At 59.2% G+C, this 21392-nt stretch carries 17 protein-coding genes and 1 pseudogene; 6 read left to right on the forward strand and 12 right to left on the reverse strand.

Annotation, left to right across the window (positions count from 1 at the left end; all coding sequences use genetic code 11):
• The first annotated feature begins 16 nt into the window (after nt 1-16).
• Nucleotides 17-925: a uridine diphosphate-N-acetylglucosamine-binding protein YvcK gene (gene yvcK, locus ACMGGE_RS10250; RefSeq protein ID WP_045909485.1), complete on the forward strand. Its 909-nt coding sequence runs from the start codon at nt 17-19 to the stop codon at nt 923-925.
• 509 nt (nt 926-1434) lie between these two features.
• Here yvcK and uvrB read toward each other — a convergent pair.
• Complete coding sequence (gene uvrB / locus ACMGGE_RS10255) at nt 1435-3450, reverse strand: excinuclease ABC subunit UvrB (RefSeq protein WP_045909484.1); 2016 nt, start codon at nt 3448-3450, stop codon at nt 1435-1437.
• Nucleotides 3451-4202: 752 nt separating this feature from the next.
• On the opposite strand from uvrB, the gene ACMGGE_RS10260 reads away from it, so the two are divergent.
• On the forward strand, nt 4203-4925 hold the full coding sequence (locus ACMGGE_RS10260) for an ABC transporter ATP-binding protein (protein WP_414454882.1): 723 nt from the start codon (nt 4203-4205) through the stop codon (nt 4923-4925).
• Here the strand turns inward: ACMGGE_RS10260 and bioD are convergent.
• Genes bioD through bioB form a run of 4 tightly spaced genes read right to left on the reverse strand, consistent with a single transcriptional unit; the run spans nt 4888 to nt 8515 of the window.
• The gene (gene bioD / locus ACMGGE_RS10265) at nt 4888-5589 is read right to left on the reverse strand and encodes a dethiobiotin synthase (protein WP_074180315.1); all 702 of its coding nucleotides are present in this window, start codon (nt 5587-5589) and stop codon (nt 4888-4890) included. The genes ACMGGE_RS10260 and bioD overlap by 38 nt on opposite strands.
• The gene (gene bioC / locus ACMGGE_RS10270; RefSeq protein WP_262795991.1) at nt 5582-6337 is read right to left on the reverse strand and encodes a malonyl-ACP O-methyltransferase BioC; all 756 of its coding nucleotides are present in this window, start codon (nt 6335-6337) and stop codon (nt 5582-5584) included. The genes bioD and bioC overlap by 8 nt, the downstream gene beginning before the upstream one ends.
• Nucleotides 6321-7478 carry an 8-amino-7-oxononanoate synthase gene (gene bioF / locus ACMGGE_RS10275; RefSeq protein WP_420293727.1) on the reverse strand — a complete coding sequence of 386 codons (1158 nt, stop codon included), beginning with the start codon at nt 7476-7478 and terminating at the stop codon, nt 6321-6323. Before bioF ends, bioC begins: the two co-directional genes overlap by 17 nt.
• Nucleotides 7475-8515 carry a biotin synthase BioB gene (bioB, locus tag ACMGGE_RS10280; protein WP_008501133.1) on the reverse strand — a complete coding sequence of 347 codons (1041 nt, stop codon included), beginning with the start codon at nt 8513-8515 and terminating at the stop codon, nt 7475-7477. Before bioB ends, bioF begins: the two co-directional genes overlap by 4 nt.
• 86 nt (nt 8516-8601) lie before the next feature.
• Here bioB and bioA point away from each other — a divergent pair, with 86 nt between their 5' ends.
• Together bioA and ACMGGE_RS10290 are read left to right on the forward strand one after the other, a co-directional pair.
• Nucleotides 8602-9891 carry an adenosylmethionine--8-amino-7-oxononanoate transaminase gene (gene bioA / locus ACMGGE_RS10285; protein WP_420293728.1) on the forward strand — a complete coding sequence of 430 codons (1290 nt, stop codon included), beginning with the start codon at nt 8602-8604 and terminating at the stop codon, nt 9889-9891.
• A 48-nt stretch (nt 9892-9939) separates the two neighbouring features.
• On the forward strand, nt 9940-10416 hold the full coding sequence (locus ACMGGE_RS10290; RefSeq protein WP_008501131.1) for a kinase inhibitor: 477 nt from the start codon (nt 9940-9942) through the stop codon (nt 10414-10416).
• Nucleotides 10417-10501: 85 nt separating this feature from the next.
• Here ACMGGE_RS10290 and hutH read toward each other — a convergent pair whose 3' ends face one another.
• From hutH to hutI, 5 genes are all read right to left on the reverse strand, one after another.
• Nucleotides 10502-12022: a histidine ammonia-lyase gene (hutH, locus tag ACMGGE_RS10295; RefSeq protein ID WP_262764678.1), complete on the reverse strand. Its 1521-nt coding sequence runs from the start codon at nt 12020-12022 to the stop codon at nt 10502-10504.
• The gene (gene hutU, locus ACMGGE_RS10300; protein WP_196364851.1) at nt 12019-13707 is read right to left on the reverse strand and encodes a urocanate hydratase; all 1689 of its coding nucleotides are present in this window, start codon (nt 13705-13707) and stop codon (nt 12019-12021) included. Before hutU ends, hutH begins: the two co-directional genes overlap by 4 nt.
• Before the next feature lie 126 nt (nt 13708-13833).
• Nucleotides 13834-14568 (reverse strand): histidine utilization repressor, encoded by a 735-nt coding sequence (locus ACMGGE_RS10305; RefSeq protein WP_325818711.1) that lies wholly within the window; start codon nt 14566-14568, stop codon nt 13834-13836.
• A 19-nt stretch (nt 14569-14587) separates the two neighbouring features.
• The gene (hutG, locus tag ACMGGE_RS10310; protein ID WP_063621197.1) at nt 14588-15526 is read right to left on the reverse strand and encodes a formimidoylglutamase; all 939 of its coding nucleotides are present in this window, start codon (nt 15524-15526) and stop codon (nt 14588-14590) included.
• A complete protein-coding gene (gene hutI / locus ACMGGE_RS10315) occupies nt 15523-16746 on the reverse strand; it encodes an imidazolonepropionase (protein ID WP_063621195.1) in 1224 nt (407 codons plus the stop codon). The genes hutG and hutI overlap by 4 nt, the downstream gene beginning before the upstream one ends.
• A 224-nt stretch (nt 16747-16970) precedes the next feature.
• Between hutI and ACMGGE_RS10320 the strand changes: the two are divergent.
• Nucleotides 16971-18253: pseudogene (locus ACMGGE_RS10320) on the forward strand (putative acyl-CoA thioester hydrolase).
• Nucleotides 18254-18376: 123 nt separating this feature from the next.
• Here the strand turns inward: ACMGGE_RS10320 and pgl are convergent.
• Nucleotides 18377-19372, reverse strand: a complete 996-nt coding sequence (gene pgl / locus ACMGGE_RS10325) for a 6-phosphogluconolactonase (protein WP_045909472.1) — start codon at nt 19370-19372, stop codon at nt 18377-18379.
• Nucleotides 19373-19512: 140 nt separating this feature from the next.
• Between pgl and ACMGGE_RS10330 the strand changes: the two genes are divergently transcribed.
• On the forward strand, nt 19513-20331 hold the full coding sequence (locus tag ACMGGE_RS10330; protein WP_047073877.1) for a pyridoxal phosphatase: 819 nt from the start codon (nt 19513-19515) through the stop codon (nt 20329-20331).
• On the opposite strand, the gene modC is transcribed toward ACMGGE_RS10330, so the two are convergent.
• On the reverse strand, nt 20332-21390 hold the full coding sequence (gene modC, locus ACMGGE_RS10335; protein WP_167212242.1) for a molybdenum ABC transporter ATP-binding protein ModC: 1059 nt from the start codon (nt 21388-21390) through the stop codon (nt 20332-20334).
• Between the last annotated feature and the right edge of the window lie 2 nt (nt 21391-21392).

Here is a 21392-nt window from a genome sequence, read left to right on the forward strand (position 1 = left end):
GTGATAAGGAATACGTATGCGCAATCGCACTTTTGCGGATCTTGACCGAGTGGTCGCTCTTGGCGGAGGCCACGGCCTGGGCCGCGTCATGTCCTCGTTGTCGTCACTCGGCTCAAGGCTGACTGGGATAGTGACCACCACCGACAACGGCGGCTCAACCGGGCGGATCAGACGTGCCGAAGGCGGCATTGCCTGGGGCGATATGCGCAACTGCCTGAACCAGTTAATTACCGAGCCGAGCGTCGCGTCGGCGATGTTTGAGTACCGTTTTGGCGGTAATGGCGAACTTTCCGGACATAACCTCGGAAATCTGATGTTAAAGGCGCTGGATCACCTGAGCGTGAGGCCTCTCGAAGCCATCAATCTGATCCGTAATCTGCTCAAAGTGGACGCATTTCTGATCCCCATGTCTGAACAACCGGTTGACTTGATGGCCATCGACGCCGAAGGGCATGAAGTTTACGGCGAGGTGAATATTGACCAGCTTCTGCTGCCGCCCAAAGAGCTGATGACTTACCCGAGCGTGCCGGCGACGCGTGAAGCCGTAGAAGCAATTGGCGATGCGGATTTAATTCTGATCGGCCCGGGCAGCTTTTACACCAGCCTGATGCCGATCCTGCTGGTGAAAGAGCTGGCGCAGGCGCTGCGCCGCACCCCGGCGCCAATGGTTTACATCGGTAACCTCGGGCGTGAACTGAGCCCGGCAGCCGCAAGCCTGTCGCTGTCGGATAAACTCAATTTGATGGAGCATTACGTCGGTAAGAAGATCATTGACGGCGTGGTGGTGGGGCCGAAGGTGGATGTATCCGGTATCGGCGATCGCCTGGTGGTGCAGGAGCCGCTGGAGGCCTCAGACATCAAGTATCGCCACGACCGCCATCTGCTGCGCGAGGCGCTGGAGAAGGCGATTCAGGCGCTGGGTTAGATTCGTTTTGTGAGGCCTGATGCCCTCACCCCGGCCCTCTCCCACGGAGCTGACGAACCCCCTGTAATTTCTCTACACGAAGCGATGAATGTTGCTTCAGAAAAATGAACGGCTTGCAGCGACGCCCTGGTCCGGCTGTAAATCGCTGAGGCGTTTCCTGCAGGCCGGGGCGAGGCGCAGGGATGCGCCGAGAGGGCGGGCTTTACATGGACGTTGCCTCCGCCCGTACCCGACAAGCCGGAAGGAATAAGCCGAGGGCACCGCGAAGCGGCGATTTACCGCCGGGAGCCCGGGTCGCCAGGGCGGCGGCGACTGAGCCGCCCTGGCACGTTCACCGGTATAGGAATCACAGAGTAGCAAGGAACATAAAGTGAACGGAATGACCACCGCTGCCGTATGTTCCCCTCACCCTAACCCTCTCCCCAAAGGGGCGAGGGGATTGTTCAGTGCTCGCATTAATTTGTGGGGATTCCTCAACCCACGGGGAGAGGGAGAAAACAACGCTTTACTCACGATGCCGCGATAAACAGATCCCGCAACTGATGAAGCTGGTCGCGGATCTGCGCCGCCTCTTCGAACTCCAGGTTCTGCGCGTGCTGCATCATCTGTCCTTCCAGCTCGTGGATTTTCTGCTGAAGCGCTTTTGGCGTCAGCACGACGGTATCTTCTTCCACCACTGAACGCGCCTTGCCGCGGCCTTTCGCTTTGGTTTTGGCGATGTTCTGACCCAGCGCCAGAATATCCACCACCTTCTTGTTCAGCCCCTGCGGGGTAATGCCGTGTTCTTCATTGTAGCGCTGCTGTTTCTCGCGGCGGCGCTCCGTCTCACCAATCGCTTTCGCCATCGACGGGGTAATTTTGTCACCGTACAAAATCGCTTTACCGTTGACGTTACGCGCGGCGCGGCCAATGGTCTGAATCAGCGAACGCTCGGAACGCAGGAAGCCCTCTTTGTCCGCATCCAGAATCGCCACCAGCGAGACCTCCGGCATATCGAGACCTTCTCGCAGCAGGTTAATCCCTACCAGCACGTCAAACTCGCCCAGACGCAGGTCGCGGATAATCTCCATGCGCTCCACGGTATCGATATCCGAGTGCAGATAACGCACCTTCTCGCCGTGCTCTTCGAGATACTCGGTCAGGTCTTCCGCCATACGCTTGGTGAGCGTGGTCACCAGCACGCGCTCGTTGATGGCGGAACGGGCGCGAATCTCAGAGAGCAGGTCGTCCACCTGCGTGGCCACCGGACGCACCTCGATAACCGGATCCAGCAGCCCGGTCGGACGCACCACCTGGTCAACCACCTCATCGCCCGATTTTTCCAGCTCATAGTTGCCCGGCGTGGCCGAGACGTAGATGGTTTGCGGCGCCAGCGCCTCAAACTCTTCAAACTTCATCGGACGGTTATCCAGCGCTGACGGCAGACGGAAACCGTACTCCACCAGCGTCTCCTTACGCGCCCGGTCGCCACGGTACATCCCGCCGATCTGCGGGATCGTGACGTGGGATTCGTCGATCACCAGCAAACCGTCGGCCGGAAGGTAATCAAACAGCGTCGGCGGCGGCTCTCCCGGCCCACGCCCGGAGAGGAAGCGGGAGTAGTTTTCGATGCCGGAGCAGTAGCCCAGCTCGTTCATCATCTCCAGGTCGAACTGGGTACGCTGGCTGAGGCGCTGCTCTTCCAGTAGCTTATTGTTCGCCAACAGCACCTTACGGCGCTCGGCCAGCTCCACTTTGATCTCTTCCATCGCCTGCACGATACGCTCGCGCGGCGTCACGTAGTGCGTTTTCGGGTAGATGGTGAAGCGCTGGATCACCGACTCAACGTGTCCGGTCAGCGGGTCGAAGAGCGACAGGCGTTCAACCTCTTCGTCAAACAGCTCGACGCGCAGCGCCATATCGTCCGATTCTGCCGGAAAGATGTCGATCACTTCACCGCGCACGCGGAAGGTGCCGCGCTGGAAGGCCTGGTCGTTGCGGGTGTACTGCAGCTCCGCCAGGCGACGCAAAATCGCGCGCTGGTCGATGATCATCCCCTGCGTCAGGTGCAACATCATCTTGAGATAGAGATCCGGATCGCCCAGACCGTAGATCGCGGAAACCGAGGCCACGACGATCACATCACGACGCTCCAGAAGCGCCTTTGTGGCCGACAGTCGCATCTGCTCGATGTGTTCGTTCACCGAGGCATCTTTCTCAATGAAGGTGTCAGAGCTCGGCACATAGGCTTCAGGCTGGTAGTAATCGTAGTAGGAGACGAAATACTCTACCGCGTTTTCCGGGAAGAACTCTTTCATCTCGCCGTAAAGCTGCGCCGCCAGGGTTTTATTGGGTGCCAGAACCATCGTTGGGCGCTGGAGATCCGCAATCACGTTGGCAATGGTAAATGTTTTACCCGAGCCGGTGACCCCCAGCAGCGTCTGGTGCGCCAGCCCATCCTCCAGTCCCTCTTCCAGACGACGGATCGCCTCAGGCTGATCGCCAGATGGACGGAAAGCAGAATTCAATTTGAACGGTTTACTCATGGGCGACAACCTGATGACGTTATAAGCGGCAGGTGAGTAATTTTACTCCTTGTTGCCAGGAATGCCAGTAAAAAACACTGGATGAAAAACCAGTAGCATGTCAGGATATTTAGAGTAGCGCCTGAATGATTAGCGCGATAGCGACCAAAATTTGGACTGTGACAACATAAAACACCAGTCAGGTCAGGTTATCCCCAGAACTTTTTCTTTTTTAACATTTGTCAAGCCAGGTAATGATAGTTTTGTGGCAACCGGTGACACTTTCATGACGGGAATTGCTTTTATCTAAGCAATTAAAAACTAAACGATATTTTCTAAAGCCGCGTTTCGCGTCAATTTGGGCGTAAGCCGCGTCTTCTCTCGCTTATCGCGTGTTTTCTAACTCTAATGCACATGGTTATCCACAGGAATAGTGGATAACTGCTTCCAGCCCATACAGACTGGCGCTCCGCAAATTCCCGGATTTTCCCACGAGACGGTGGCAAAAAATTTTTATAGCTATTTTTTGCTGATTAACAGTTGCGTCATTCATAACCATCCGATGCGATCTTGCTCACATTTTCACCCTTTCGGGCTCTGCACCACAACTCACCACCGCCAGCACCGTCGATGTGCAAGCCCGGTTTTTATCCGCCGCGCTTCTGTGACTTATTCCTAAAAAAGTCGCTTTTTTAACCACTTTCCGCTTTATGGCAGGGGTTTTGCAGATTCATCCACGAGCCACACCTACACACATTTTTAAGGAGAGAAAGATGTTGAGTCTGCGTGCAGTGAATCAGTTTTACGGAAGTCAACATACGCTATGGAATGTGGATTTAGATTTTCCGCAAGGGATGTGTACAGGCGTCGTTGGCCTGCCGGGGATGGGGAAAACCACCCTCATGAACTGCATCGCCGGGAAAGTGCCCGTCGAAAGCGGCAGCATCATCTGGTATGAGGCGGGCGCGCCGCCGCGTGATTTGCTCCACCCGCCGTCAGAACAGCGTTCCGGGCCGGGGATTGGCTATGTCTCGCAGGACAGGCGGATCTTCTCTCAGCTAACGATTGAGGAGAACCTGCATATCGCCATGCGGGCGACGGGGAAACCTAATCCGGAGGCGAAAAATGACGTTTACGACCTGTTTCCGACGCTCTATGGGGTGCGGCAAACCCGCGCCAACACGCTCTCTCCGGACGACCAGTATCAGCTGGCGCTGGCTAATGCGCTGGTAAACCGCCCTCACCTGCTGATCCTGGATGAACCTCTGCACGGCGCGGGGCACAGCGTTGCCCAGAAGCTGGTGCAACTGCTGGGGCGATTAAACCGGGAGCTGGGTATGACGGTGCTGTTAGCGGAGCAGCAGCTGTCGTTTATCCGTCGGGTGGCGGACCGTTTCTGTATGCTCTATCGCGGGCGTAACGTGGCGCAGGGCCACGTTAACGAACTGGATGACGAGCTTATCGCTCACTGGATGTCGCGGGAAGCAAAACGCTGAGATCGAGATAACGTCCGGTTTCGGCATTTTCCGCGCCGTCAGCAAGCCAGGGGATCTCCCCGAGGCACGGGGCGGGCAGGACGCGCCTGAGCGTCGCCAGATACTCCAGGTGTCGTTTACCCGGCGCAACCACGTCGTTGGCTATCCAGCCCGCCAGACGCAGCCCGGCCTGCTGTATGGCCTGCGCCGTCAACATGGCGTGATTGATGCAGCCCAGCTTGACGCCGACGACAAGAATGACCGGAAGCTGCTCGGCCTGCACCCAGTCAGCAAACGTCTGCGTGTCCGAAAGCGGCGTAAACCAGCCGCCAGCCCCTTCCACCAGCACCCAGTCGGCCTGATTTTCCAGCGTCCGCAGTCCGGCAGACAGCACGGCGAAATCAATCGGACGACCTTCATCGGCGCTGATAATGTGCGGCGAGGTCGGCTCGGCAAAGGTGTACGGATTCACCGCGGAATAGGCGAGTTCACGCGTGCTGTTACGCTGGAGCGCCAGCGCGTCGGTGTTGCGTAACCCTTCCGCCGTCATCTCGCTGCCGGACGCCACGGGCTTATACCCGGCGGTGTTTTTCCCGAGCAGCCGTGCCGCCTGCAGCAGCGCCGAGCTGGCCACCGTTTTGCCCACTTCTGTGTCCGTGCCGGTGACAAAATAACGTTCAGTCACGTTCGATAATCCCATGAAAAAGTTGATAGGAGAGCGGGAATTGACCCCGCTGCTGCGGCCAGGCCAGCTCAAGGCGCTGCAGCTGACCGCGGGTGAGCGGTTTTTTCTCGCGTCCGGTATGCAGGTGCGTGGCGCCTATGCCCTTCAGCGAACGCATGGCGCTGAACGCATCGCTAAAATTGAGCGTGATGGTCTGCACCACACTGCGAGCGCGCCAGCCTTTCAGCGCCTGCATCACCTGCTCATGCGATAAAAACCGGTTAGCGTGCGGCTGTTCATCGACTGCCTGCCAGGCCTGATTCAGCTCCGGCAGCGAACTTTCCAGCAAGGTGGTAAACGCCACCTTCCCGCCCGGTCGCGCGACGCGATAAAGCTCACGCAAGGCCTGCGGCAGGCTGCTGCACCACTGAACCGCCAGATGGCTCCAGACCAGATCAAACTGCGCGTCCGCCAGCGGGATCGCCTCGATATCGGCCAGCAGATAACGATCTGCCGCCTGCCGCTGGCGTGCCTCTTCCAGCATCTGGGCTGAGAGATCGATAGCCGTCACCTGGCTTCCTGCCCCGCGCCAGTAGCGGCTGTTGCTGCCGGGACCACACCCGGCGTCCAGCACCTGTGGAAAACCGTTCTCGCCAAGGGCGGCCAGAAGCCCCTGCGCGCTCAGACGCTGCAGCTCATCATGCTGCGAATAGCTCTGCGCGGCGCGGCCAAATGCGGCCGCGATGGCCTGCTTATTCACCGGCATCATGGAGCGCCTCCAGCAACGTCTCAATATCCTGTCGTTCATGCGCCGCCGTCAGGGTTAAGCGCAGCCGCGCCGTGCCTGGTGGGACGGTGGGCGGGCGGATGGCGGTCACCCACATGCCGCGCTGGCGCAGCGCCTGTGCCAGGGCCAGCGCGCGGGCATTTTCACCGACAATCACCGGCTGGATAGCGCTCTGCGAATCGGTGCTGCGGAAGGGCAGCGCCGCGAGTCCCTGACGGAAGCGGGCGATATGCTCTGCCAGCCGCTGGCGACGCTCATCCCCTTCCGCGCTGCGTATCACCGCCAGCGACGCTGACAGCGCCACGGCCTGCGCCGGAGGCATGCTGGTGCTGTAAATCAGGTGTCGGGCAAACTGCAGCAGATAGTCGGCGACGGATTCGCTGCACAGCACGGCGGCACCGCTAACGCCAAAACCTTTGCCGAAGGTGACAATCAGCAGTTCCGGCTTCACGTTTTGCTGATACGCGCTCCCGCGCCCTTCGTCGCCCATCACGCCAGTGCCGTGGGCATCGTCCACCAGCAGCCAGGCATGCTGCCGCTTTGCGGCCTCGTGCAGCGCGGCAAGCGGCGCGCTGTCGCCGTCCATGCTGAACACCCCTTCCGTGACCGCCAGCTGTTGTCCTTCGCAGGGTTTATCCAGCAGCGCAGCAAGCTGTCCCGCATCGTTATGGGCAAAACGCCGCAGCTGCGCCGGGCTTAAATTTGCCGCCTCCAGCAGGGAGGCGTGGCTCAGGCGGTCGGCGACAATGCGATCGTCCTTCCCCATGAGGGCCGTGATGACCGCCTGGTTGGCGGCAAAGCCGGAGATAAACAGCAGCGCGCGCGGGTAGCCCAGCCAGTCGGCAAGCGCCTCTTCCAGCGCCTGATGCGCCGTGGTGTATCCGCTGACGTGTCCCGATCCGCCGCTGCCCACGCCAAACCGCTCCGCGCCCTGCTGCCAGGCGCGGATAATGGCCGGATGCTGGCTCAGCCCGAGATAGTCGTTGCTGGAGAAGTTGCAGAACCGCTGGCCTTCACGGGTAAGAAAACGACCCGCGCCGTTTTCCACCACCCTGCGAACGCGAAATGCCTCTGCCGCCCGACGGTCGTCGAGCGCAGAGTTGATACGTGCCTGCCAGGTCATACGGCTGCCGCGTTGTAGAACTGGTCGGTGTCGGCGTTGAAAATCTGCTGCTCCAGCTGCTGCTGTTGCTCGTTATCGCCCGTCAGGACTTCGGTCTGATGCGGGTTCAGCCCCAGCTTGCGGAACAGCTGAACGTCTTTGTCCTCTTCCGGGTTCGGCGTGGTCAGCAGCTTGCAGCCGTAGAAGATGGAGTTGGCGCCGGCCATAAAGCACATCGCCTGGGTCTGCTCGTTCATCTGCTCGCGGCCCGCCGAGAGGCGAACGTAAGACGTTGGCATCATGATGCGCGCCACCGCGATGGTGCGGATAAAATCAAACGCATCCACGTCCTCGTTATCCGCCAGCGGCGTGCCCTTGACCTTCACCAGCATGTTGATTGGCACGCTTTCCGGCGGGGTCGGCAGGTTCGCCAGTTGCAGCAGCAGGCCCGCGCGGTCTTTCACCGTCTCGCCTAAGCCCACGATGCCGCCGGAACAGACCTTGATCCCCGCGTCACGCACTTTATCCAGCGTATCCAGACGCTCCTGGTAGGTACGCGTGGTGATGATATTGCCGTAAAATTCCGGCGAGGTGTCGAGGTTGTGGTTGTAGTAATCCAGCCCCGCGGCCGAGAGGCGCTGCGCCTGCTCTTCGTTGAGCGTACCGAGGGTCATACAGGCTTCGAGGCCCATCTCCTTCACGCCCTTCACCATCTGCTCCAGGTACGGCATGTCGCGATCGTGCGGGTTCTTCCACGCCGCGCCCATGCAGAAGCGGGTTGATCCAGCGTTTTTCGCCTTGCGCGCGGAGTCAAGGACCTGCTCCACTTCCATCAGGCGCTCTGACTCCAGACCGGTTTTGTAGCGCGCACTCTGCGGGCAATATTTGCAGTCTTCGGGGCAGGCGCCGGTCTTGATCGACAGCAGCGTGCTGACCTGAACATGGCGGGGATCGAAGTGCTGACGATGCACCTGTTGGGCTTCGAACATCAGCTCAAGGAAAGGTTTGTTGAATAATTCAGTAACTTGCGACATCGTCCAGCGTGCGTGGTGAGCCATCGGGCTTCTCCAAAGGGTTTTGTTAATTTTCGGTTCGGTTTATACTCGTAAACCTAAAACTTTTCAAAATGGTTTACAAGTCGATTATGACCCAGGACGATCTCGCCTTCGACAAACAGCATATCTGGCACCCTTACACCTCCACGACCCGCCCCCTTCCCGTCTATCCGGTGGCCTCCGCCCACGGCTGCGAGCTGCATCTCGCCAGCGGCGAACAGCTCGTTGACGGAATGTCCTCCTGGTGGGCGGCGATTCACGGGTACAACCACCCGCGCCTGAATGCGGCGATGAAGGCCCAGATTGACCAGATGTCGCACGTGATGTTTGGCGGGATCACCCATCAGCCCGCGGTGGATTTATGCCGCCGTCTGGTAGCGATGACGCCTGACTCGCTGGAGTGCGTATTCCTGGCGGATTCCGGCTCCGTGGCGGTGGAAGTGGCGATGAAAATGGCGCTGCAGTACTGGCACGCGAAGGGCGAAACGCGCCAGCGTTTCCTCACCTTCCGCAACGGCTATCACGGGGATACCTTCGGGGCGATGTCGGTGTGCGATCCGGATAACTCCATGCACAGCCTGTGGAAGGGGTATCTGCCGGAAAACCTGTTCGCCCCTGCGCCGCAGAGCCGCTTCGACGGCGAGTGGAACGAGATGGACATGGTCGGCTTCGCGCGGCTGATGGCGGCACATCGTCACGAGATTGCTGCCGTCATTCTTGAACCGATCGTGCAGGGCGCGGGCGGAATGCGGATGTACCATCCGGAATGGCTGAGGCGTATTCGCAGAATGTGCGACCGCGAGGGCATTCTGCTGATTGCCGATGAGATCGCCACCGGCTTTGGCCGCACCGGCAAGCTGTTTGCCTGCGAACATGCGGGTATCGCCCCGGATATTCTGTGCCTCGGCAAAGCGCTGACGGGCGGCACCATGACGCTCTCCGCCACGCTCACGACCCGCCAGGTCGCCGACACCATCAGCGACGGCGAAGCAGGCTGCTTTATGCACGGCCCGACGTTTATGGGTAACCCGCTGGCCTGCGCGGTCGCAAGCGAAAGCCTTGCGATTCTGGCGAGCGGCGAGTGGCAGACGCAGGTTGCGGCGATTGAAGCGCAGCTGAAAGCGGAACTGAGCGCCGCCTCGGGGGCGAATTTCGTGGCGGACGTGCGCGTGCTGGGCGCCATCGGGGTGATTGAAACCACCCATCCGGTGAATATGGCGGCGCTGCAGCGTTTCTTCGTGGATCAGGGCGTATGGGTACGGCCTTTCGGTAAGCTTATCTACCTGATGCCGCCGTACAGCATTACGCCGGAGCAGCTGCGTAAATTAACCGACGCGGTCGTAACAGCCGTTAACATTCCCGCGCATTTCACGATTTAACCCTATGCATTACACTTGCTGAACGAGCGATCAACGAGGGTAAACCGTATGAAAATCATCAGTAAAGATCTGCGCGACGGTGAAAAACTGCCGGAACGTCACGTTTTTAACGGCATGGGGTATCAGGGAGACAATATCTCCCCGCACCTGGCGTGGGACGAGGTTCCGGCAGGCACCAAAAGCTTTGTCGTGACCTGCTACGACCCGGATGCGCCAACTGGCTCCGGCTGGTGGCACTGGATCGTGGCAAACCTGCCTGCCGACACGCGCGTGCTGCCGCAGGGTTCCGGTTCAGACCTGGTTGCCCTGCCTGAAGGTGCCATTCAGACGCGTACTGACTTCGGTAAAGCGGGCTACGGCGGCGCGGCGCCGCCAAAAGGGGAAACCCACCGCTATATCTTCACGGTGCACGCGCTGGATGTGGAGAAGATTGAGGTCGATGAAGGCGCGAGCGGCGCAATGGTCGGGTTTAACGTGCATTTCCATTCGCTTGGCAGCGCGTCGATTACGGCGATGTATTCGTAAAAAAAGCCGGGTGGCGGCTACGCCTTACCCGGCCTGGATTTCGCACTCGTAGGCCCGGTAAGCGCAGCGCCACCGGGCAAAAAAATCACAGCACCGAAGGTAACAGCCCCACCAGCCGCCCCTCTTCCAGAAGCTGCATCGCCTTATCAATATCAGGGGCAAAGAAGCGGTCGTCGTCGTAATGCGTGACGTGCTCGCGCAGCACGTGACGCGCCTGCTCCAGCAGCGGGCTGGATTTGAGCCCCTCACGCAGATCGATACCCTGACTCGCCGCCAGCCATTCCACCGCCAGCACGCCGCGGGTGTTGGAGGCCATTTCCCAGAGACGACGCCCGGCAGCCGGTGCCATCGAAACGTGATCTTCCTGATTCGCCGAGGTTGGCAGGCTGTCCACGCTGTGCGGATGCGACAGCGCCTTGTTCTCGCTTGCCAGCGCTGCGGCCGTCACCTGAGCAATCATAAAGCCCGAGTTGACCCCGCCGTTACGCACCAGGAACGGTGGCAACTGGGACATGTGTTTATCCATCATCAGCGCGATGCGGCGCTCGGACAACGCGCCGACTTCGGCAATCGCCAGTGCGATATTATCCGCCGCCATTGCCACAGGCTCGGCGTGGAAGTTACCGCCGGAGACCACCTCGTTTTCCTGAGCGAACACCAGCGGGTTATCGGACACCGCGTTGGCCTCCACCAGCAGCACCTCCGCCGCCTGGCGCAGTTGCGTCAGGCACGCGCCCATCACCTGCGGCTGGCAGCGCAGGGAATACGGATCCTGCACCTTTTCACAGTTGTGGTGTGAATCCGCGATCTCGCTGGTGTCGGTAAGCACGTGACGGTACATCGCGGCAGCATCGATCTGCCCGCGCTGACCGCGCACCTCGTGGATGCGGGCATCGAACGGGCGACGCGAGCCCAGCACCGCTTCGGTGGTCAGCGCACCGCACACCACCGCCGAGGCAAACAGATCTTCCGCTTCAAACAGGCCGCGCAGCGCGAAGGCGGTCGACGCCTGGGTGCCGTTCAGCAGCGCCAGCCCCTCTTTCGCCGCCAGCGTGATCGGCGTTAAGCCGGCTTTTTTCAGCGCCTCTTTCGCCGGAAGCCACTCCCCCTGCCAGCGCGCTTTGCCTTCACCCAGCAGCAGCAGCGACATGTGCGCCAGCGGTGCGAGATCGCCGGAGGCCCCGACGGAACCCTTCGCCGGGATCCACGGATAGACCTCCGCATTAACCAACGCCATCAGCGCCTGGATCACGCTCAGGCGGATGCCGGAGAAACCGCGCGCCAGGCTGTTGATTTTGAGCACCATCATCAGACGGACAATCTCATCGTCAAGCGGCTGGCCGACGCCCGCCGCGTGCGACAGCACCAGCGAACGCTGCAGGTTTTCCAGATCGTGCGTCGCGATGCGGGTCTGCGCCAGCAGCCCAAAGCCGGTATTAATCCCGTAAGCCGTGCGCCCTTCGGCAACGATGGCTTCAACGCAGGCCACGCTGTCGTTAATGGCGGCGTGAGCGCTTTCATCCAGCGAAAGGGTGACCGGCTGACGCCAGACGTTACGCAGCTGTTTGAGCGTCAGTGAGCCGGGAGTGAGGGTTAATGCGTTCATTCATGCTTTCCTTGTGTGGCAGGGATCATCGGCAGGTTAAGGCCCTGCTCTTTGGCACAGTCAATGGCAATCTCGTAACCTGCATCCGCGTGACGCATCACGCCGGTGGCCGGGTCGTTGTGGAGCACGCGAGCGATACGCGCGGCGGCTTCATCCGTTCCGTCACAGACAATAACCATCCCGGAATGCTGGGAGAAGCCCATCCCCACACCACCGCCGTGGTGCAGTGACACCCAGGTCGCGCCGCTGGCGGTATTCAGCAGGGCATTCAGCAACGGCCAGTCGGACACCGCATCCGAGCCGTCGCGCATGGCTTCCGTTTCGCGGTTCGGGCTGGCAACGGAGCCGGAGTCCAGGTGGTCGCGGCCAATGACGATCGGTGCGGAAACTTCACCGCTGCGCACCATTTCGTTAAAGGCGAGGCCGAGTTTTTGACGCCACTCCAGCCCTACCCAGCAGATACGCGCTGGCAGCCCCTGGAAGTTAATGCGCTCGCGGGCCATGTCCAGCCAGTGGTGCAGGTGTTCGTCATCGGCGACGATTTCCTTCACTTTGGCGTCGGTTTTGTAGATATCTTCCGGGTCACCGGACAGGGCAACCCAGCGGAACGGCCCGATGCCGCGGCAGAACAGCGGACGGATATAGGCCGGAACGAAGCCGGGGAAATCGAAGGCGTTATTCACGCCCATCTCTTTCGCCATCTGGCGAATGTTGTTGCCGTAATCAAAGGTCGGAATACCCATCTGGCTGAAGGCCAGCATCGCGGAGACGTGCTCGGCCATGGAGCGTTTCGCAGCAAGCACCGTACCTTCCGGGTCAGTCTCCGCTTTTTGCTGATATTCTTCCCACGACCAGCCTTTTGGCAGGTAGCCGTGCAGCGGGTCATGGGCGCTGGTCTGGTCGGTGACCAGATCCGGGCGCACGCCGCGGGCAACGAGTTCAGGAAGAATTTCTGCCGCGTTGCCGCACAGGGCAATCGACACCGCTTTGCCTTCGGACGTGTATTTTTTGATGCGCGCCAGCGCATCGTCCAGGCTGGTCGCCTGTTCATCGACGTAACGGGTGCGCAGACGGAAATCAATGCGGCTCTGCTGGCACTCAATGTTCAGAGAGCACGCGCCGGCCAGCGTGGCGGCCAGCGGCTGCGCGCCGCCCATGCCGCCCAGACCAGCGGTCAATACCCAGCGGCCTTTCAGCGAGCCGTTGTAGTGCTGGCGACCGGCTTCCACGAAGGTTTCGTAGGTGCCCTGCACGATCCCCTGGCTACCGATGTAGATCCAGCTCCCGGCGGTCATCTGGCCATACATCGCCAGCCCTTTCGCGTCCAGTTCGTTGAAGTGTTCCCACGTTGCCCAGTGCGGCACGAGGTTAGAGTTGGCGATCAGCACGCGCGGGGCGTTTTTGTGCGTTTTAAACACGCCCACCGGCTTGCCGGACTGCACCAGCAGGGTTTCGTCGTGTTCGAGTTCGGTCAGGGATTTTACAATTGCGTCATAGCATTCCCAGTTGCGCGCGGCGCGACCTATGCCGCCGTAAACCACCAGCTCGTGGGGGTTTTCCGCCACCTCAGGATCGAGGTTGTTCATCAACATGCGCAGCGGGGCTTCGGTGAGCCAGCTTTTGGCGGTAAGGGTGGTGCCGCGCGCGGCGCGGACGTCCTGCTGGCGGTATTTACCTGACGACATTGTGTGCTCCTATACGGGACAGATGATGCATTTAGATATACTTGTATAGACAAGCACACACAAGGTTGGATTTAACAAAAAAGATACAATTTTGTTATATTGCGTTAGAGATCACGCTTATAAAACTTATGACATAAAGTGGCCCTGCAGCCGGTAACGGTTACCCGGGAAAAGCAGCCGGGCATGCGACACAATGTGCAATGAGGACCAGGTTCGACGGCGGATCAGCAGGCACGGGTCGTGCTCTTTAATGCGCAGCCGCTCGCACTCCTGCGGCGTGGCGCGCACGGCTTCCACAATGTGCTCCCCTTCCGTCAGCGGTGCGACAAGCGAAAGATAGGCATGCGGCGTGGTGTGGGTGTAATCCTGGTTCAGATAGTCCGGTATCCGTTCGGCGTTAACGCAGCGATCTTCAATCTGCACCGGAATGTCGTTTTCGAAATGCACCATCACGGAGTGGAAGATGCGGCTGCCTTCTTTGACGTTCAGCTCTACCGCCTGCTCGGCGCTGGCCTGGGTCTCTTCGAGCACCAGCACCTCACAGCGGTGCTGATGATTACGCGCGGCAATTTCGTCCGCAATACTGCGGATTTCAAACAGGGCGGATTGCCCTTTCGGTTCCGCCACAAACGTCCCGACGCCCTGCAGACGCACCAGAAGCCCTTCGTCGGTCAGCTCGCGCAGCGCCCGGTTGATGGTCATCCGGCTAAAACCAAACTGCGCCACCAGTTCGGCCTCCGAGGGAATACGGTCGTGCGGCCGCCAGACGCCGGTGGCGATTTTTTCGCTGATCGCCTGCTTCACCTTTTCGTAGAAAGGTGCGGGAGAGCTCGACTGCGGCAGGGGTGAGCGTGAAAACATCGTGACTCCTTGAATAGTGTTATGCCCACCAGTGAGCAATTTGCCAGGCCAGGCGGGCGGCGAGCTTAGCGCCCTGCCCGTCCCGATCGTACTGTGGGTTAAACTCTACCAGATCGGCGGCCTGGAGCTTACCGCTACGGCAGATATGTTCGATGACGGGGAGGAGATCCAGTGCCGGTATGCCTAACGCAGCCGGAGCGGAAACGGCAGGCATCTCGCTGGCGGGCAGCACGTCCAGATCGATCGTCAGGTAAATGCGATCGGCTTGCGCCAGCACACTTTCCAGCGCAGACAGTGCATCGCGCCTGAAATGGAGATCTTCCACCAGCGTGACGTTCAGGCGTTCAGCCTCATCCCACAACGCCTGCGTGTTAGCCGCACGGCTCACGCCAAAGCAGGCGTACTGAAATGCCCGCCCGCGCTCATCGCAGTAGTGCGCCAGCTGGCGAAACGGCGTGCCGGACGTCGCCCGGTCGGCCTTGCGCAGATCGAGATGGGCATCAAGGTTGATGATGACAACCCGCTCGTTCGGGAAGGCGTCCAGCACGCCGCGACCGTGCGCCCACGCGGTTTCGTGTCCGCCGCCAAAGACCAGCGTGCGCATCCCGGAGCGCTGGCAGGCTGTCACGGCATCGCTTAACGTCTGCTGTGCCGCCTCAAGCTCGTCACCTTCAACGTAGACCGAGCCCATATCCGCCAGCCGATCGTGTCCCTGATGGCTGGCCATATTCGCCAGCGCCTTTCGCAGCATATCTGGCGCCTGCACGGCGCCTGGCCTGCCCTGATTGCGTTTTACCCCTGCATCACATTCAAAGCCTATCAGCGCAATGCCGGATGATAGCGGCGTGAACGCTCCCTGCTGCCGTATCGTCTGGAAAATGCGCGTTGCGTTGCTGGCCTCGGCGCTGTCGTCGCGCCCCTGCCAGACCGTTTCGGCTACGGGCCGCCATAACCTCATACTGCCTCCCCACGGAAAATACGTTGATACAGCGGATTGCGTCCCGGCTCGTAGACCATCTCTACCGGATGGTGTGCATCCCAGACGATGAAATCAGCGACAAACCCGGCCCGCAGCTGTCCGTGGGTTTCACCGCGGCCCAGCGCCTGCGCGGCATGCCGCGTGACGCCAGCCCAGGCCTCTTCAGGCGTCAGGCCAAACTGGACGCAGGCCATGTTCATCGCCAGGTGCAGGCTCGCAAACGGGCTGGTTCCGGGGTTATAGTCGGTCGCGACCGCCATCGGCACGCCCTGTTTTCTTAGCTGTTCCACCGGCGGACGCTGGCGCTCCTGCAGAAAATAGAACGCGCCCGGCAACAGGACCGCAACCGTGCCGCTTTGCGCCATCGCCTGAACGCCTGCGTCGTCAAGATATTCGATATGATCGGCGGAGAGCCCCTTATACCGGCTGACCAGCGCCGCACCGCCCTGATTCGACAGCTGCTCGACGTGCCCTTTCACCGGAATACCGAGCGCGGTCGCCGCCTTAAAGAGGCGCTCGGTTTGCGACGGCGTAAAGCCGACGTTTTCGCAGAACACGTCTACTGATTCGTATAACTCTTTTTGCCACAGCGTGGGCAATATCTGATCACAGACCAGCGTGAGGTACGCATCCGGATCCTGTCGGTATTCCGGCGGAACCGCATGAGCCGCCAGCAGCGTTGGGCTGATATCAACCGGATTATTGAGGCTCAGCTGGCGTGCGACCTGCAGCATCTTCTCTTCGGCCTCGGCGTTGAGACCGTATCCGGATTTGATTTCAACCGTGGTGACACCTTCATTCATCAGACGCTGAAGTCGCTGCTGCGCCAGCTTAAGCAGGGTTTCGGGCGAGCTGCTGCGCGTCGCCGTCACGGTAGCGTTAATCCCGCCCCCCTGGGCGCTGATGGTTTGATAAGAGACACCGTTAAGACGCTGCTCCCACTCCGCCGCGCGATCGCCGCCAAACACCAGGTGGGTATGGCAGTCAATCAGGCCCGGCGTGACCAGACGTCCCTGAAGATCGACACAGTGACGGTGTCCGGCCGGAATGTCAGATTCAGGGATCACGGCCAGAAGGGTGTGGCCGCGTACGACCAGGGCGTGTTGCTCTTTCAGTCCATAGGGCGCACAGACGTCCGGCGCCATCGTAGCCAGTCGCGCATTTCGCCATATCACATCGTCGGGATGAATCTGCTGCATGGGCATTCCACTTGTCATAGGTTGTATAGACATTTATTTTCATCTAATGTCTGCTGTCAACCGACTTTGCGGAAAATGTTATTTATTTGTGATCACTTACCCGCCGTCCCTGGGCTAAAAATGCAACTTTTACCCTTTTTATCTTCCCGTTTCGCTCAACTTAGTATAAAAAAGCAGGCTATTTCGTCTATCCCGTAAAGACTTGCATACCCAGGAGCTTCACCTTGAACATTTCCAGGATTTCCCGTCTGGCGTTAGCACTCGCCTTTGGCGTGACATTATCCGCATGCAGTTCAACCCCACCGGATCAGCGGCCTTCTGAGCAGGTCGCGCCAGGTACGGCCTCCCGCCCGATTTTGTCCGCTGATGAAGCGAAAAGCTCGACCGTGCGCACTACTTCTCGTCGATGGATCCTAACGCTGCGCCGTGGACCCCGTCCTCGATTAACCTGCCGAAACAGCCTGACTTCGTGGTTGGCCCGGCGGGTGCGCAGGGCGTAACGCATACCTCGATTCAGGCTGCGGTAGATGCTGCCATCACGAAACACAGCGCGTCTCGCCAGTACATCGCGATCCTGCCAGGTGAATATGAAGGCACCGTCTATGTTCCGGCGGCACCGGGCAGCATTACGCTTTACGGTCTGGGCGAAAAAGCGATCGACGTAAAAATTGGCCTGGCGATTGATTCCGAAATCGACAGCAACACCTGGCGTCACCTGGTGAACCCGGCCGGTAAATATATGCCGGGTAAACCGGCGTGGTACATGTTTGATAACTGCCAGAGCAAGCGTGCCGCCACCATTGGCGTGATGTGCTCTGCGGTGTTCTGGTCCCAGAATAACGGTCTGCAGCTGCAGAACCTGACCATCCAGAATACCCTGGGTGACAGCGTTGACGCCGGTAACCACCAGGCCGTCGCGCTGCGCAGCGATGGCGATAAAGTGCAGATTAACAACGTCAACATTCTGGGTCGTCAGAACACCTTCTTCGTGACCAACAGCGGTGTACAGAACACGCTGCAGAATAACCGTCTGACCCGTACGCTGGTGACCAACAGCTACGTTGAAGGTGATGTGGATCTGGTGTCCGGCCGCGGCGCGGTGGTATTTGATAACACCGATTTCCGCGTGGTGAACTCACGCACTCAGCAGGAAGGTTACGTGTTTGCTCCGGCAACCCAGTCGAACCTCTTCTTCGGCTTCCTGGCCGTGAACAGCCGCTTTAACGCTGCCGGTGACGGCGTGGCGCAGCTGGGACGCTCCCTGGATGTGGACGCTGCGACCAACGGTCAGGTTGTGATCCGCGACAGCGTGATCAACGAAGGCTTCAACATGGCGAAGCCGTGGGCGGATGCGGCAATCTCCAAACGTCCGTTCTCCGGCAATACCGGTGCGGTGGACGATAAAGGGAACGTGCAGCGTAACCTGAACGACGCTAACTTCAACCGCATGTGGGAGTACAACAACCGCGGTCTGGGTAGCAAAGTGGTTGCTGAGCCGAAGCAGTAAGCAGTCCTTTTGCCGGGTTGCGGCTTCGCCTTACCCGGCCTACAGGTTATGTAGGCCCGGTAAACGCAGTGCCACCGGCCATAAAAAAACCTCGCATTCGCGAGGTTTTTTGTTTTAAGCCGCTTAGTGAGCGTTAACCACCACCCACATCGGCCCCTGGCCTACGGCGTAGCGCCCTTTCTCTTCCAGCAGACCCTGCTCGCCTTTAATTTCATACAGCGCGATATGGTGGGATTTCTGCCCCGCTGCAATCAGGTATTTGCCGCTGTGATCGATATTAAAGCCGCGCGGCTGAGTTTCCGTCGGCTGGAAGCCTTCAACCGCCAGCACGCTGCCGTCTTCGGAAACGCTAAACACGGTAATCAGGCTGGAGGTACGGTCACAGGCGTACAGATGACGGCCATCTGGCGTAATGTGGATATCTGCCGCCCAGCGGGTGTCGGAGAAATCAGACGGCATCATGTCCAGCGTCTGCACGCACTCAATCTGACCGTTTGGATCTTTCAGTTCCCATACGTCCACAGAACTGTTCAGTTCGTTGACCACGTAGGCGTACTGCTGGTTCGGATGGAAGACCATATGACGCGGACCTGCGCCTTCTACCGTCGTGACTTCAGCTGGATTCTGCGCCACCAGGTGACCATCGTCGCTCAGGGTGAACAGGCAGATACGATCCTGCTTCAGCGCAGGCACCCACAGCGTGCGGTTATCCGGAGAGATATTCGCCGAGTGGCAGCCTTCAAGCCCTTCCACCACATCCACGGTTTCGACCGGAATGCCATCTTCAAGACGGGTTACGCTGACGCAACCCGCGTTATAAGAGCCGCTGAAGACAAAGTTGCCTTTACGATCGGTTGAGATATGGGTTGGGCTGCCCGGCAACGGGGCTTCGGCAGTGTAAGTCAGCGCGCCGTCGTCCGGAGAGATGCGATAGGCCAGCACGCGAAACTCCGGGCGCACACCCACGTACAAGAAACGTTTATCCGGGCTGATAACCATCGGTTGCACCTGACCTGGTACATCAACAACCTGAACCAGCGTGAGTGTCCCCTCGGTATTTAAACGCCAGACGTGGATCTGCTGGCTTTCAGGACTGGCGGTATAAACGGTTTGTTTCATGAATATTCACTCCTCACTGCGCATGAAAGTAGTTAACTTTTGACGGTGAATGCTGAATTGTCGACAGGAGTTTTAAAGCGTTCGCCTCTCGGTGTAACATCCCATCAAAACGTAAATTCAATATTAACCCGGAAAAACAAATGACCTCGCGTGTGATTGCTCTGGATTTAGACGGTACCTTACTGACGCCGCAAAAAACCCTTCTCCCCTCTTCTCTGGAAGCGCTTAAACGCGCACAGGAAGCGGGATATCAACTCCTTATCGTAACGGGTCGACATCACGTAGCCATTCACCCTTTTTATCAGGCACTGGCGTTAGATACACCTGCAATTTGTTGTAATGGCACTTATTTGTATGATTATCAGGCAAAAAAGGTTTTAGCCTCCGACCCGCTGCCGGTTCCCCAGGCGCTGCAACTGATTGATCTGCTGGATGAGCATGCCATTCACGGCCTGATGTACGTGGATAACGCGATGGTCTACGAGCGCCCAACCGGCCATGTGGTGCGCACCAGCAACTGGGCGTTGTCCCTGCCTGAAGCGCAGCGTCCGGTCTTTACTCAGGTATCTTCCCTGCGTCAGGCAGCCCAGGACGTTGAGGCTATCTGGAAATTTGCCCTGACGGATGAAGACACGACCAAACTGAATGCCTTCGCGAAACACGTGGAACAGACGCTGGGTCTGGAGTGCGAATGGTCCTGGCACGATCAGGTGGATATTGCCCGCAAAGGCAACAGCAAAGGCAAGCGTCTGACGCAGTATGTAGAATCGCAGGGCTGGTCAATGCAGGACGCGATCGCCTTCGGCGACAACTACAACGACATCAGCATGCTGGAAGCCGTCGGTACGGGCGTGGCGATGGGCAATGCCGACGACGCGGTAAAAGCGCGCGCTAACGTGGTGATTGGCGACAACACCACCGACAGCATCGCGCAGTACATTTATACCCACCTGCTGTAATCAGGCGGTGATCGAGACGCTCTTGATTTGCGCGTAGAGCCACAGGCCAGGTTTGATCCCTAACTCATCCCTGGCCCACGGGCTGATGCGTGCCCAGAGCGTTCTGCTTCCCACCTCGAGCTTCACTTCCACCTGGCCGTTATCATCAAAACACTCCGCCACTTTGGCGCGCAGGATATTTCGAATACTGGTTTGCAGCGGCGGCTGCAGCACCAGCGAAACGTCAGATGCCTGAATACGAATACGCAGCGCGGACTGTAATGGCTTGTCGATCTTATTGACCCACAGGTGCTGATCGCCCAGCGCCAGCGCCGTCATCGCGTAGTGCGGGTGGTGTTCCAGCACGCTCACTTTCAGGATGCTGCTCTGCTGTTCCCGGGGCAACCAGGGGTGCATCACGCTGCTGCCCCACACCTCTTCCAAGTTGCCGAAGGCCTTGACGCTGCCCTCTTCCAGCACCAGCACTTTGTCGGCCAGATGCAGGATCTCATCCAGCGAATGGCTGACGTAGAGCATTGGAATATTAATTTCCCGCGTCAGGCGCTGCAGGTAGGGCAGGAGCTCACGTTTGCGCGGAATATCCAGCGAGGCCAGCGGTTCGTCGAGCAGCAGCAGTTCGGGCGCGGTCAGCAACGCGCGGCCAATGGCCACGCGCTGTTTTTCTCCGCCGGAAAGCGAGGATGGCAGCCTGTCGAGCAGTGGCTCAATGCCTAAAAGCGTCACCAGTTTATCAAACTGTCCGGTCATGCTTTTCGCCATGCCGTAACGCAGGTTGCCGCGCACGCTGTAATGCGGGAATAAGCGCGCGTCCTGGAAAACATAGCCAATGCGGCGTTTATCCGGCGACAGATACACCTTGTTTTCCACGTCATTCAGAACGCGGTTATTCAATACAATCCGTCCTGACTGCGGGCGCGTCAGGCCGCTGATGGCATTTATCAGCGACGTTTTTCCCGCCCCCGACACGCCGAAAATGGCGGTGATACCGCTTGCAGGCAGCGTCTCGTTAAGCGTCAGGGTATGGTTTCCCAGCGTCTGAGTGAAATTCAGTTCCAGCATGC

The organism is Enterobacter sp. BNK-22, from assembly GCF_048684805.1.
GTDB classification, from domain to species: domain Bacteria; phylum Pseudomonadota; class Gammaproteobacteria; order Enterobacterales; family Enterobacteriaceae; genus Enterobacter; species Enterobacter quasiroggenkampii.

Bases quoted from the DNA above. Each gene is read 5' to 3' on its own strand.
- bioF (WP_420293727.1), bottom strand. From the start codon at position 7,478: ATGACCTGGCAGGCACGTATCAACTCTGCGCTCGACGACCGTCGGGCG.
- hutH (WP_262764678.1), bottom strand. From the start codon at position 12,022: ATGAACGCATTAACCCTCACTCCCGGCTCACTGACGCTCAAACAGCTG.
- bioC (WP_262795991.1), bottom strand. From the start codon at position 6,337: ATGATGCCGGTGAATAAGCAGGCCATCGCGGCCGCATTTGGCCGCGCC.
- hutG (WP_063621197.1), bottom strand. From the start codon at position 15,526: ATGAGGTTATGGCGGCCCGTAGCCGAAACGGTCTGGCAGGGGCGCGAC.
- uvrB (WP_045909484.1), bottom strand. From the start codon at position 3,450: ATGAGTAAACCGTTCAAATTGAATTCTGCTTTCCGTCCATCTGGCGAT.
- hutU (WP_196364851.1), bottom strand. From the start codon at position 13,707: ATGTCGTCAGGTAAATACCGCCAGCAGGACGTCCGCGCCGCGCGCGGC.
- bioB (WP_008501133.1), bottom strand. From the start codon at position 8,515: ATGGCTCACCACGCACGCTGGACGATGTCGCAAGTTACTGAATTATTC.
- ACMGGE_RS10260 (WP_414454882.1), top strand. From the start codon at position 4,203: ATGTTGAGTCTGCGTGCAGTGAATCAGTTTTACGGAAGTCAACATACG.
- ACMGGE_RS10305 (WP_325818711.1), bottom strand. From the start codon at position 14,568: ATGTTTTCACGCTCACCCCTGCCGCAGTCGAGCTCTCCCGCACCTTTC.
- pgl (WP_045909472.1), bottom strand. From the start codon at position 19,372: ATGAAACAAACCGTTTATACCGCCAGTCCTGAAAGCCAGCAGATCCAC.
- ACMGGE_RS10330 (WP_047073877.1), top strand. From the start codon at position 19,513: ATGACCTCGCGTGTGATTGCTCTGGATTTAGACGGTACCTTACTGACG.
- yvcK (WP_045909485.1), top strand. From the start codon at position 17: ATGCGCAATCGCACTTTTGCGGATCTTGACCGAGTGGTCGCTCTTGGC.
- bioA (WP_420293728.1), top strand. From the start codon at position 8,602: ATGACCCAGGACGATCTCGCCTTCGACAAACAGCATATCTGGCACCCT.
- modC (WP_167212242.1), bottom strand. From the start codon at position 21,390: ATGCTGGAACTGAATTTCACTCAGACGCTGGGAAACCATACCCTGACG.
- ACMGGE_RS10290 (WP_008501131.1), top strand. From the start codon at position 9,940: ATGAAAATCATCAGTAAAGATCTGCGCGACGGTGAAAAACTGCCGGAA.
- hutI (WP_063621195.1), bottom strand. From the start codon at position 16,746: ATGCAGCAGATTCATCCCGACGATGTGATATGGCGAAATGCGCGACTG.